The sequence below is a fragment of the Arcanobacterium urinimassiliense genome (assembly GCF_900119495.1).
Lineage (GTDB): Bacteria > Actinomycetota > Actinomycetes > Actinomycetales > Actinomycetaceae > Arcanobacterium_A > Arcanobacterium_A urinimassiliense.
On record NZ_LT632435.1, the window covers coordinates 1,616,996 to 1,629,968 of the forward strand.

Consider the following 12,973-nt stretch of genomic DNA (forward strand, 5'->3'; position numbering starts at 1 on the left):
CCGCCCGCCTGTTCTATTAATTCGCGTTATTTAGAGTATTTTACAATCCGCGTTTCCGCCGATAGAGCAGATAGCTACCCGCTCCGGTAATAGCACACAGCATAGCGAAAACTCCTGCTAGAGAAGTACCGGTCTGCGGAAGTCCCGGCCGCTTTGGATCTCCCCCCGGAGGTGGCGTATTGGGCTGCGGCATATTAGGAATATACAGCACCGCTCCGTCGTACTGCTGCGTATCATCTTTAGGAAGCGCGTAGAAGGAGAAAGTCAGAGGTTTCTCCAGCAATTTATACCCTTGCGGAGCTTTAACTTCCCGCAATTCGTAAATATATTCGTGCTTATCATCGCTCGTAAGGAAGGTCCAGCCGAGTTTCCCGTCATCTCCCTTAATCTTAACTTCTCCGTCTTTCCCAGTACTGAAAACTAACGGAGCAGCTTCTTTTTGATCTGGAGTGAGCTTCCCTACCACCGGCTCTGCTTTGCCATCCTTAATCTGGTAAAGAGCAAATTCGGCGCCGGCCAGATTCGTACGCAGATCTCGCACATCGTGCTTGTGCAAGGTAATTCCCGGATTCGGCGCATATCCACCGAAGGATAAACGCAGAGCTACCGTACCGGTAGTATGCGCCTCTTCGCTTCCTACCGTCACTTTATTGCTGTAATTTACTACTTTTTCTCCAATAACCTTTGCCTTATAAGTGATTACCACTTTCTGCTTATTAGGAATCTGCATCCGCAGCACCCCGCCCTGATAAACCGGGCGGTACTGATAATCCGCGGGAGTCATTTGCAGAGATTCCGGTTGCAGACGCAAATTAACCATCTCATCTTGGAAAGCTAAACTATCAGCCCCATTGGCAATATCCAGGCCACCCGGATTTACCGTGACTTGGAAAGTAGCAGTATAGCCATTACTACCAGAAGGCTTCTCCGTGATTTCCTTAGTCAGAGGCTTATACGCATATTCTCCGGTAGTTTCCTGCGTATTTACCGGACCCCAGAGAGCTTTATTCTTTACCTGCAGGCCGTCTTTATTCTTATTAATGGCATTTAAAGCTGCCCGATCCTTCGGAATTAGCGCATAGTTCAGATAATACGTCGAGTGCATTTCCCCATCTGAGTAGCGCGGTAAATCTTTCTTAGCTACCTCAAAGAGAATTTCACCCGCTTTTTCAGTTACTTTAACTTTCGCTACTCCCGATATATTCGGCTGCGGATCTTTCGCTAGTTTTAACTTATCCGCCACGAATTTATCAGTAATCTGGAAAGTATCGCCCTCGTATTTATCAAGACCTTCGAGCTGTAGATGGTAATTAAATACCGGATAATCCACCCCGTCAATTTCTTTCGTCGTAATACCCGTGAAGCTCTTACGGAGCCCCTCTAAATCCGGCGTGGCGACTGCCGAAGCGTTCCGCACAACTCCATTAGCAGTAGCTTTTACTTGGTTAGTGTGCCGATACAGGCTAGATTCTCCAGCTCGGTATGCTGCTATCCAAGCCTGATCATTATCGGTGGTGAAAGTGACTTCTACTTTCCGCTCGGCTTTCTTACCATCTTTATCAAGACGTGGATTCCCATTTTCATCCAATAACGGATTCAAACCCGGATGCTGCTTTGCTTTATCTTTATAGAAGGTGAGGGAGAATCCGCGCTCGGGATGCTCTGCGTTGCGCACAAAAGCATAACTTTCCTCTCCAATCAGACCTTTTACCTCAATCTGCGCATTTTCCGGCAAAGTATCTTGGAACCGTTTATCTCCCAGTGTCAGAGCTGGCAGCACATCTTCCAGCACCAAAGAATCGTAGCCTTGCGGTACGACATTCACAATCACTTGCCAAGAAACTTTATCTTTAGATTGCGTGAGCATCTTCTTTTCTACATTAAAAAGATGCGGCGGGCGTAAAGGATCTGAAGAGGAAGTTACTTCTTCCGGAGGGGTCTGCGGATTGCCGTCATCACTAGTAGCTTTGTTTTGTACCGTGGTAGGAGCAATTTTCTTACTCACATCTACCCGCGTGGTGTAGGTAATTTCGTAGCTGGAATATTCCGGATCATCTGCTGGTAATTTATAAGACCATTCTGAATCCGTAGCTTTCGCTAGCTCTGCCCACGGAATAAGTTTCTCCGTCTTAGTGGATTTCCCTTCCGCATCGGGCTTAGTAGTGTTAACTACTTTTATCCCTTCCCCGGAGTACTTCACAATATCGCGAATCTCTTCCGGCACGATATCACTAATGGTATATCCGGTAAGTTTCAGCTTATGGTACTCATTTACTTGTAGTACCCAAGATTGCTCATAAATCCCCGAAGCAGTAGCTGTTTCCTTTGCTCCCTGCGCTTTCTTAGTAATAGTGCCTATCTTTAATTGATTCTTAAGATTATTCTCGGTTTCTTTCGGATTAGGCAGCTGATCGGTACTTATTTTTACCTTATTAGTGGTTTGCTCTAAAGTGCCGCCCTCAGCTGGATCAATCTTGCTGTAATCTACCGTGGCAAAATAAGTAATAGTTACTTCTTCTTTGTGTACCATTTTCGGAATTACCAGCTTAAAACCATTATCGGTATATTCTGGCTTCCCCGGCTTCGGAGCATGCTTATTAGTGGATTTTACCTGCAGATTCTTCGGATTGGTATCGAGCTTAAGCGCACTATTCTCTTTTCCAGTAATCTGGTCGGTAATTTCAATATTTTCATTGGTGTCAATAGATTTGACCTTAATCGTGTAGAACACCTTACCGGCCGAGAAATCATGCCGAGCTGTCTTCGTAATACTTATATCCGGATCATCAGATACCCGCACCTGCAAATTTATTCCCGCAGCCAAGGGAATTATATCTGTAGGAGGCGTAAATTTTACATCAAAAGTAGCGAAGAATTCGGCCTGCTGGGAGGCTTCTAAAGCATCGTCCTTCGCCAATTGTACGTGCAGCACATTATCTTTTATTTCGTAAGTATTATTTTCGACTTCCCCTTCTGAGGTCTGAATAGTGAATTTACCTTTCTGATGTGGGAAAGCCTGCAACCCCGCGGGGAGTTTATAAGTCAAATCTTTTCCACTCGGAATTTGCCCGCCCGGCACTCCCGGCTTTTCCCGGAATTTTAACCGCAACTGGTAGGGAGTATCGGAGTGTACCGTAAATTTTCCATCTTCTCCGGCAGTTAGTTCTTGCCCACCATAAGAAATCCGCACCTCATCAGTGAGGAAATTTATAAGCTGAGTATTATCTAGCGGCTGCGGATCGCCACTACCCGGCTCGCCAGTGCCAGGCTCTGCTGCCCCACCCGGCGTATTTTCTGGAGTATTTGCTTTGCCATTCTCGCCGGCAACATCATCTCCTGCCCCCGCGGGCTGATTTTCCTCGGGGGAAGTAGCAGGAGTTAATTCATCTGCATAACTAATTGCCGCCTGCGTGCCTAGACCCAAGAGAAGCAATAAAGCTAAAAGCGCCGGCAAAATCTGGAAAAGCCAGTTTTTTCGCATCTTTGCGTGCGGAGAAGCGGGAATAATAGGCATAGTATTTCTCTCTACGATAGTTAAAATTCAGTTTGCACTAGCACCTGCGCAAATCCGATGTATATACATACTTGAGGATATTCTACCGGATTCTTGCGACCATTATAAGCCATTGTATTAATTGCTTAAATTGGTAAATCCGCTTAAATACAAGAAAATTACTTAGGAATCTCGGTAGCAGAAGTGCAAATCATAGTTCTTTTCTTCTCTGAAGGCCCTTCTTCTTTTATAAAAATTAGGTAATATATTTTTATGCTATCTAGAACACGTAACAGCGCAGTTATTTTTGCCGCTCTACTAGCCGTTTTTTCTTTTATATTTACTACATTTTCTGCACCTACAGCTCGTGCAGATAGTGACGACAAGTACTTGACCATATCTTTACTTGGTGATTCCTATACTGCCGGTAATGGTGCCGGAGCCTACTACGGGCCTACTCTTTCCTATCGCAGTGCGCGCAGCTGGGGTCACCTCTATTCTGATTGGTTGAACGAGCAAAATATTCGCACTACGCTACATAATTTTTCTTTCAGCGGAGCAATCACGAAAGACGTATTAGGCTCGCAGATTAAAGAAATGCCCGCAGATACCGACTTGGTTATGCTCACCATTGGCGGTAACGACGTCTACTTTGCCGAAATAGTCGTGAACTGCTTCGTACCCGGAAAATCTGGCTATGCCAGCTGTAAAGGTTCGGTAGAGAAGGCCGAGAAGAAAGTAAGTGAAACTTTCGAAAAAACGGAAGAAATTTTCCGGCAACTCGACGCAAAACTCTCCGATAATGCACAGGTGGCCTTAGTTGGATATCCGCTCTTATCGATGGATATGCCCTATATTTGGGAAAGCGGTGGCTGGTTCTTCGGTGGCGGCGATAAGTACGACGCCTCCCGGGCTGTGCGCGAACTAGGTAAATCTGCCGGTGATCTCCAGAAGCAACTGGTAGATAAATGGAATGCAGATCCTAATAATCATTTACACGTAACCTACATTCCCACTGAAGCCAATTTCCAAGGTCACGAGCCTGATCCACGTCTAGATAAATATAATCCGAAGCGCTGGATTAATGAGATTTTGGAAACTGAAGGTCGCGAAGGGGAAGACGGCACCGTCACCGCTACGACCACGGTTGATTTAGGAAACTACTATCATCCGAATATCACTGGGCATGAAAAAATCGCCCAGATAGTGATCGAAAAACTGGGTATACCGCAGAACACTCATTCGGAACCTCCAGCTCAGAAGTTGCCAACGGACGTGGTATTCTTGCTCGATAACAGCACCGAGATGGAGAAGTACCTTCCGGATATCAAGAAGCATCTAGCGCGTATTACCGCAGATAGTGATGCAGAAGCAGCCAAGAATGGGGTAACTGCTCGCTATGCTCTTACTACCTTTAATGACGGCAGTGCTACTCAACCTAATGAGCAAGGAGCAGATAGAGCTGCTCCGCAGCCTCAAATCACCGCTAGTGATTTCATGGATCGCGCCGCTCTGCTAGAAAATATGGAGAAAGTACAGCTAAGCGGTAAATCCAGCACCGATGCGCTTTTCAAGGCCATTGAAGACGCCGCCGGAAGCGGTAAGTGGCGATCCGGCAGCTACCGGCAAATTGTACTGCTGGGAAATGTAACTGCTGCCGATTATGAAGATTCCCAAGATAATAACGATGCTCGCTACAAGCTCACCGCAAAACTGCGGAAGGGGAATATCAATATGATGGCAGGCATAGCAGCCGAAAAGAATGTCAATCCGGTGATTGACAAGTTGGTGCGCAATACCGGTGGCCGTTTCGCAGCCTTAGAAGATATTCGCAGCCTGATACTCGACCCGCCGACGGCGCAAATTTCGAAACTGGGAGTGCTGAAAGTAAATGAGGCAACTGTTTTCGATGCGGGCGGTTCCACCTCTCCAAATGGAGATATCGTCAAGTATGAATGGGATTTCAATAATGACGGTGTATTCGATGCGGTAAGTACCGATAGCCCGCAGGCTACCTACACCTATGCAGCTGAGTATAAGGGGCCGATTACTTTGCAGGTCACTGATGCCGAAGGTAAGCAAGCTACAGCTACGATGGACGTCACCGTAACTAAAGACGGCGATTTAATCCCCGATGACCAGGATAATTGCCCGAACCACGCCAATCCAGATCAGCAGGATAGCGATGGAGATGGAATCGGCGATATTTGCGACCCCACTCCGAATGGAGAACCGGCCAAGCCTGATAATCCGGCGAAACCTGATAACCCGGCAAAGCCCCAACAGCCCGCCAACCCAGCTCCTGCAGAGGGAATGGCAAATATGGCTCCGGCTACGCCCCGCCCCCTGCCTCGCACTGGCTACGCAGCTTTACCGATGATTGGAGCTGCTCTGCTAATCGGATTAGGCGGAGTAGGCACTCGGCGTTTACGGAAAAATAGCTAAGCTAATTAAATAAACACACACCAAGAGCACCCGCCTGAATTGCAGGCGGGTGCTCCTTTATCTTATTTAAGATCTATTCAATTCTCTATAATTCGCTAAATTAAGCGGAAAAACGTGCCTCGCTAAAAAATTTCAAATTGCCCACAGTTAGGAAATTTTAGAGAATAGAAGATATGCAGAAAAATTCCGAGACTAATTCTGAAGATTTAAGCACTTTTCCAGCTGGAGAAACGGCAGAAAATCCCGCATCAGAACGGCGCAGTGCCCCTTTAGATCCCCAATCGAGCGCCACCTCTGAACTAGCCGCCTTGCTTTCTGTAGAGCAAGAGATAAATGCAGCCGATATTAAAGAAAAAGAAATTAAGCTCAGCTCTGAAGCTGGCACGGCGCAAACTCATTGGTCGGTAGTGCTACCGGCACTTGCCGCAATCATCGCCGTAATTATTTGGGGGCTAGGCTTCCCACAGCATTTTTCCGATTTCGCCGGCAGCACTTTTACCTGGATTTTAGATAATGTGGGATGGGCTTTTATTCTTTTCTCTACCGTCTTCGTAATTTTTATTTTCACGATAGCCTTTAGCAAATTCGGTTCCATTCGCCTCGGAGCCGCCGATGAACAGCCAGAATTCACCACTAAATCTTGGATAGCGATGATGTTTGCGGCGGGCATGGGAATCGGAATGATGTTTTTCGGAGCCGCCGAACCACTGGCTTTTTATAGAGACGGCATACCCATGCATGGCGCCAAAGAAGTCGGTACGGCGATGGCGCAAACTATCTTCCACTGGGGTTTACACCCGTGGGCTATCTATGCAGTACTAGCTTTGGCGATTGCCTACTCGACTTATCGAGTAGGACGGCGCCAACTTATTTCTGCCGCTTTCACTCCGCTCATTGGCGAGAAACACGCGAACGGGCGAGTAGGAAGATTCATCGATTCGCTTTCTATTTTCGTCACCGTATTCGGCACTGCCAGCTCCCTCGGAGTGGGTACCCTGCAGATTAGAGCTGGATTAGAAGCCTCTGGCTTAGTAAAAAATCCCGGTACTGCGCTAATAGTTGGAGTAGTTTCGGTGCTAACTTTAGCTTTCCTTCTTTCGGCGATGTCGGGAGTGGGCAAAGGAGTACGAATACTTTCAAACGCCAATATGGTTTTGGCGAGCGCCCTCGCAATAATAGTTTTTGTATTGGGGCCTACCGTAGCGCAGCTCAATATGATTCCCAATACGCTGGGTAACTATATTCAAAACTTTTTCGAAATGGCTTCTCGCACCGGCACTTCTGCAGACGGTTCAGCCGGAGAATGGCTCTCCAGCTGGACGCTTTTCTACTGGGTATGGTGGATGTCTTGGTCGCCTTTCGTAGGCATGTTTTTGGCACGGATCTCGCGGGGGCGTTCCGTACGCGAATTCTGCCTCGGCGTGCTGCTAGTGCCTACCGGGGTCTCTGTTATCTGGTTCAGTATTTTCGGAGGAACTGCTATCTGGATGGAACAGCACGGCAAATCCATCTATGGTTCCGGAATGGCCGAAGAGCAGCTCTTCAATTTACTGCATAATTTGCCCGGCGGCTACGTTTGGGGGATTATCGCCCTGATTTTGCTGGCCACTTTCTTTATAACTTCCGCTGATTCCGCTTCTACCGTAATGGGATCTATCTCCCAAGGTGGCCGCACAAATGCTACTCCGGCAGTAAGTGGTTTATGGGGAGTGATGACGGCACTTATTGGTTTAACGATGCTAATTTCCGGCGGAAATGCCGCTCTCAGCAATATTCAAAACGTCACTATTGTAGTCGCTTCGCCTTTCTTGCTGATTCTTATCGGATTGATGTTTGCCATTGTGAAAGATATGCGTAACGACGTAATCTATCTCGATTCTCGCGAGCAAGAAAAATTTGCTCGGCAACTTGCTATTGAACGGCGACATTTGCGCGAACAAGCCGAACGCGCAGCTAAGCAAGCCAAACGAAAGGGTATAAAACGCATCCATCTACCCCGTGCACAGCGTATCCGGAAAGAAAAGTAATTCCAGCAATTTGAATAACTCCCAAAAGCAAGGCTAAGTATTCTCGCAGTGCGGCTATTCTCGGCGCTGGCTACTCTCGTGGCGCGTTACTCTGCACCACTTGTTACTCGGCAGCAATTGCCGCGAGAATATCGGTTTTAGCAGCTCGCCGAGCTGGGCCAATAGCAGCAAATATACCCACCACTATGGAGCCCGCCAAGCTAATTAGCAAAGTAGAATACGGGATTACTAATTTATTCAAGCCGTCTGCGGCTAGCGACTGCTGGAGACCCCAGCCGAAAAGAATACCTAAGCTCAAGCCTAAAATTGCTCCCAGCAGTGCAATTGCCACCGATTCCAGGGTGATCATCTTGCGGATATTTCCCCGCGTCATTCCCACTGCCCGCAATAGCCCTATTTCGGTAGTGCGCTCAGATACGGAAAGCGTAAGAGTATTTACGATACCCAGCACCGCAATAATAATTGCCAACGCGAGTAGACCGTAAATAAGTGCCAACATTACGTCAATCATTGCTAGCTGCTGGTCGATATAGTCACTCTTAGTTTCTACCGTAGCGAGCGGATAATCTGCCAGTATCTTCGATATTTCGGCTTTTACTGCCCCTATATCCTGCCCAGGCGCCGCGTCTACGATGATGAGCGAACTCCGATCCGGAGCTCCACTCTGCTGCAGAGTATCGATATCCGTAATAATATTATCGAAGTGCACTCCCTCCGGAGCAGTAAAGGTGCCCACAATAGTGAGCATTAAACGACTATTACTTGTGCTCAGCGCTACGGGTACGGTATCGCCAATCTGCAGATTCTTTTTCGCAGCAAATTCTTCACTAACTACAGCTTCAGCTGCAGCATCTGCATAGATACGCCCGGCTGAGATTTTTAGAGAAAAAGATTTTCCGAATTCTTTTTCATCTTCTCCCTGTATGAGGTCAGAATCTTGCTTAATAAAACCATACTCGAACTGTATGCGGCGAGCTTCTTTCACTCCCGCTAGCTGTGTAATTTGCTGATAGATATCACTAGGGATATAGCTATTGTTAATCCCGCTGATAATCACATCGCCGTGCACCGAATCGTGAAAGATATCGTCTGCTGAGGCCCGCGCCGAGGCACTGAGAATTGAAAGCGTGCCCACCAAGGCCATGCCAATCATAAGTGCAGTGGCAGTAGCAGCCGTACGAGCTGGCTGCCGCAGAGTATTTAACTCCGCCATATTTCCGATTGCGCCGAATAGTTTTTTATAAATCTTTCCCAATAACCAAATAATCGGGCGCCCCAACAAAGGCGAAATGGTGGCGGCCGCTAATAAAATAAATACCGAACCGGCACCGATAAATACTGATTTCTGAGTATCTTGTATAAATCCCCACAGGAAAAGTCCCACCCCGAGGAAAGCCAAAATCGCTCCCCCCAGGAAACGCCAACGGAGACTTTTTTCCACGCTCGTATTCTGCCCCGTCATCGCCACTATCGGATCTACCCGCCCGGCGCGTTTGGCCGGTACCCAGGCGGAAAACATCGTGAGCACTATCCCGATTCCAAAGGAAGCTACTACCGCTGCTCCGGTTATGCGCGGAACTAAGGTGCCGAGATCGTAGCCCGCTTTTGCCACCAGCTGGCTTATACCAGAAGCCAATCCCAACCCGAGCAATAGCCCGAGCGTAGCTCCCAGTACCGCCACTATAAATGCTTCGAGGAGCACCGATATCTGCACTTGCCGCTTTGAGGCGCCGAGGGCGCGATAGAGCGCTAATTCTTTTTCGCGTTGATTTACGATAATCGAGAAAGTGTTGAAAATTAGAAAAGCTGCTACTAGCAATGAGATACCGGCAAAGACGAGGAAGAAAGTATTCATGAAGCCCAGGGCTTTCTCTAAATCCTGTGCCGCATCTTTAGAAGCATCTTTTCCGTTCTCTGCTTCGTAGCCGGGTGGTAAAACCGAAGTCACCGCCGCAGAAATTTTTGTGATATCGCTTTTTTGATCAGTGACTACCCAGGCAGAAAAATATCCAGATTGCTGGCCGGGAAGAAGAATTTGCCGCGCCGCCGTATCGGTGAAGAAGGCATACGCAGCTCCTGAGGTACCGCCGGTACCCCACTTGCCGATTCCCACGAGAGTTTTCTCTACGGTAGCTGTAGGAGTGGCAATTTTAATTTTCTCCCCTAGTTGATAACCAGATTTTTGAAAGCTTAGGGGATCAATCATCACTTCTGAATCCGCGTGCGGAGCTCGGCCTTCTGCTACATATATGCCTTCTCTCCCCGCAAAAGCCGGAGCAGAAAAATAGTTGAAACCAACTCCGGGAGCTCCGTAGCTGGCAATCGCTTTGCCGTCTTTACCGATCGTATAGACCCCCACTCCCATAATGGAGCCTTCGACCTGTTTAACTCCCGGCACTTGCCGGATTTTCTCTAAATCTGCTTCTTCTAGAGGTGCGAGCTTATTCTGCACTTCTCCTGCCGCAGCAGATTCAGTACCAGCTGCACTTTTTGCATCTACATTTATATCCGACACCGTAGAAGAGATAATATTGCCGAAAGAATTACGCAACATATCCGTAAAAGTAAAAGAACCAGCTACAAAAGCCACTCCAAGTACTATGGAAATAAGGCTCATGACTAACCGGGCTTTATGCCCAAGTAAAGATTTAATAGAGGCTTTCAGCATAGGAGCTACTCGCCTTTCTGGATGAAAGAGTGGGCACCGAGCGCTTTACGCTCCTCTGTTGCTCGCATATCCGCTACCGCATTGATATCGAGGCCGGCCATTTTTGCCAATACTTTTTCGCGGCTAGGCTTTTCTAAGAAATCGTTTATCTTTCCGTCTGCTAAGAAAATTGCTTCATCTGCCTGCCCGGCCGCCGCCGGATCGTGCGTCACCATTACCACGGTAGCTCCCAATTCATCTACTGCCTGCCGCAAAAAATTGAGCACTTCCCGGCTCGAAGCAGAATCGAGATTCCCCGTGGGTTCATCGGCAAAAATTATTTCTGGGCGAGTAATCAAGGCCCGCGCACAAGCTACGCGCTGCTGCTGGCCGCCGGAAAGTTGATTAGGTTTATGCGATAGCCTCTCCCGCAGCCCGATTACATCGATAATAGTTTCATACCACTGCGGATCTGGCTTTTTCCCCGCAATTGCGAGCGGTAATAAGATATTTTCTTTGGCGCTGAGCGTAGGTACGAGATTAAAAGCCTGAAAAATAAAGCCAATTTTCTCTCGGCGCAGCAGCGTCTTTTCTTTATCGCGTAAAGACGCAATATCTCGATCACCAATTTTCACGATTCCCGAGGTAGGAGTATCCAAACCCGCTAAGCAATGAATCAAAGTAGATTTACCACTGCCGGATGGCCCCATCACTGCGCTAAATCTACCACTGCGAAATTCTACGTCTACAGCATCAAGTGCTACTACTTGAGCGTCTCCTTTTCCATAAATTTTAGTGAGTTTTTGGCAGGAAGCAGATACTTGCGCGCACATAAACTATTCCTTTTCTTCAACTGATCGACAAAAACGGAAACTGAAACAAAACTAAAACGAAAATTGAAACAAAAACTGAGGAAACAAAATTTTCTTCATTTCCGTTTCTAATTTTAACATCTATCTTTTAGCATTTTAAAGCTCTACTAGCTCACCTATCTTGTGAATAAAACAGCGGATAAATACAGGTAGTAGCTTATATTTAGAAGAATATCGACGGTAAGGTGGTGGGTTAGGTGGCAGGGCTCATATATAGGGATTTATAGGTGCTACACAACAGAAAAACCGGCTATACGCATCGAGGGAAACTCCGAAAATTTTGCAGGGTAGCTACTAGGGGAGCTATTTTTGTAGGTCTGTCCTGGCTCCTTGCCCAGGGCGGGTTTGGTTCCAGGCGTCTATAGTCTCTGGAAGCCAGCCTTCTGTTTTCCCGATTTTGGCATCCGGTGGCGGGGTGCGCCCTTGCCGCCGATAGGAGCAGAAAGTACCGTGTTTTATACCGATACGGGCGGCCGCTTCCGAACTAGATAAATATATAGTCATTCTTTTTCGTTCTTATTTTTGTGGCATTTTATGGCTTCGGTGAGAAATATTGTAAAGATAATTATACCGACTAAAAGTAAGCCGATTTGCTCTATTCGTGAGAGGCGGAAGCAATCTTCACAGATGGTGTTAGATTTACGTGGCAAACATATAAATGTAGGAGAAGCAAAAAGGTTTATATTCTGCTTTATATTATTATCACCTGAGCCTCAGTAGTATATGTTGGTTGTAGGTGAAGAGAAGTCAATACTGTGGGTGCGTTAGGAAAAATTTTATGAGCAGAGCAGCTACTTTTGCAGTGTGCATACCTACATGGCAGGAAATTGATAAAGCGTTTAAGGATGCTAATTATAAATATGCTTATGATATAGATCCTTATAATCCAAAATGCGATGAAATTCCAGAGCCTGTTGCTGATTATAAATGGTTTGTAGATGTTATTCCCGAATATGCTGACGAGGCACGTAAAATACTCGAAACATTCGATACCCCCATTAAATTTTGGGTAGGTTAAGACCATAGCTAAAGTAGCTACTTTTATAATGTGCATATCGACATTTATTTTCGACAAATTGAAAGTAGGTGTGCTTTGACCGAAGACGAATTTACCGACGATGAATATTTAACAGATAATGGCGTTTTCTATGTAAGCCTTCCGCACTGGAAACTTATCGAAGAAGCATTCGAAAAGGCAGGCTGGAAGAGCTGGTATAATGTTGACTCTATCCCAGAGTTTACTGAAGATGGAGTGACTTATAACTATGCGATAGATGTGTGGGATCAGCGTGCTGAAAAAGCGAGAAAAATTCTTGAAACACTAGATACTCCCATCAAATATGTAATTTATGAATAAAATTTTCTAACTAACATAAAAGCTAAATTATTTAGTTGTGCCAATTTTTATCCACCCTCTTCACTGAGAGTGGATATTTTTATACGAAAAACCTTATGCCCTTAGGAGGCAAACCATAGATACCGACTCTAG

General features: G+C 46.6%; 8 protein-coding genes. 4 read left to right on the forward strand and 4 right to left on the reverse strand.

Annotated elements, in window-relative coordinates; all coding sequences use genetic code 11:
- Positions 1 to 40 precede the first annotated feature (40 nt).
- On the reverse strand, positions 41 to 3,514 hold the full coding sequence (locus BQ7117_RS07230; RefSeq protein WP_073996848.1) for a SpaA isopeptide-forming pilin-related protein: 3,474 nt from the start codon (positions 3,512 to 3,514) through the stop codon (positions 41 to 43).
- A 252-nt stretch (positions 3,515 to 3,766) separates the two neighbouring features.
- Between BQ7117_RS07230 and BQ7117_RS07240 the strand changes: the two genes are divergently transcribed.
- Positions 3,767 to 5,938, forward strand: a complete 2,172-nt coding sequence (locus BQ7117_RS07240; protein ID WP_084790015.1) for a GDSL-type esterase/lipase family protein — start codon at positions 3,767 to 3,769, stop codon at positions 5,936 to 5,938.
- A 173-nt stretch (positions 5,939 to 6,111) separates the two neighbouring features.
- Positions 6,112 to 7,965: a BCCT family transporter gene (locus BQ7117_RS07245; RefSeq protein ID WP_073996851.1), complete on the forward strand. Its 1,854-nt coding sequence runs from the start codon at positions 6,112 to 6,114 to the stop codon at positions 7,963 to 7,965.
- Positions 7,966 to 8,068: 103 nt separating this feature from the next.
- On the opposite strand, the gene BQ7117_RS07250 is transcribed toward BQ7117_RS07245, so the two are convergent.
- The 3 genes from BQ7117_RS07250 to BQ7117_RS07260 all read right to left on the reverse strand — a co-directional run bounded on the left by BQ7117_RS07250 (position 8,069) and on the right by BQ7117_RS07260 (position 11,988).
- Complete coding sequence (locus BQ7117_RS07250; RefSeq protein ID WP_073996852.1) at positions 8,069 to 10,633, reverse strand: ABC transporter permease; 2,565 nt, start codon at positions 10,631 to 10,633, stop codon at positions 8,069 to 8,071.
- 5 nt (positions 10,634 to 10,638) lie between these two features.
- Complete coding sequence (locus tag BQ7117_RS07255; RefSeq protein WP_073996853.1) at positions 10,639 to 11,445, reverse strand: ABC transporter ATP-binding protein; 807 nt, start codon at positions 11,443 to 11,445, stop codon at positions 10,639 to 10,641.
- Positions 11,446 to 11,787: 342 nt separating this feature from the next.
- Complete coding sequence (locus tag BQ7117_RS07260; protein ID WP_073996854.1) at positions 11,788 to 11,988, reverse strand: helix-turn-helix transcriptional regulator; 201 nt, start codon at positions 11,986 to 11,988, stop codon at positions 11,788 to 11,790.
- A 274-nt stretch (positions 11,989 to 12,262) separates the two neighbouring features.
- On the opposite strand from BQ7117_RS07260, the gene BQ7117_RS07265 reads away from it, so the two are divergent.
- Both BQ7117_RS07265 and BQ7117_RS07270 read left to right on the forward strand, forming a co-directional pair.
- Positions 12,263 to 12,502, forward strand: a complete 240-nt coding sequence (locus BQ7117_RS07265) for a hypothetical protein (protein WP_073996855.1) — start codon at positions 12,263 to 12,265, stop codon at positions 12,500 to 12,502.
- A gap of 30 nt (positions 12,503 to 12,532) precedes the next feature.
- The gene (locus tag BQ7117_RS07270) at positions 12,533 to 12,841 is read left to right on the forward strand and encodes a hypothetical protein (RefSeq protein ID WP_143273991.1); all 309 of its coding nucleotides are present in this window, start codon (positions 12,533 to 12,535) and stop codon (positions 12,839 to 12,841) included.
- The last annotated feature ends 132 nt before the right edge of the window (positions 12,842 to 12,973 follow it).

What these genes read in the sequence shown, in the direction of transcription:
- BQ7117_RS07230 (WP_073996848.1), bottom strand. Translation starts at nt 3,514, where the DNA reads ATGCCTATTATTCCCGCTTCTCCGCACGCAAAGATGCGAAAAAACTGG.
- BQ7117_RS07240 (WP_084790015.1), top strand. Translation starts at nt 3,767, where the DNA reads ATGCTATCTAGAACACGTAACAGCGCAGTTATTTTTGCCGCTCTACTA.
- BQ7117_RS07245 (WP_073996851.1), top strand. Translation starts at nt 6,112, where the DNA reads ATGCAGAAAAATTCCGAGACTAATTCTGAAGATTTAAGCACTTTTCCA.
- BQ7117_RS07250 (WP_073996852.1), bottom strand. Translation starts at nt 10,633, where the DNA reads ATGCTGAAAGCCTCTATTAAATCTTTACTTGGGCATAAAGCCCGGTTA.
- BQ7117_RS07255 (WP_073996853.1), bottom strand. Translation starts at nt 11,445, where the DNA reads ATGTGCGCGCAAGTATCTGCTTCCTGCCAAAAACTCACTAAAATTTAT.
- BQ7117_RS07260 (WP_073996854.1), bottom strand. Translation starts at nt 11,988, where the DNA reads ATGACTATATATTTATCTAGTTCGGAAGCGGCCGCCCGTATCGGTATA.
- BQ7117_RS07265 (WP_073996855.1), top strand. Translation starts at nt 12,263, where the DNA reads ATGAGCAGAGCAGCTACTTTTGCAGTGTGCATACCTACATGGCAGGAA.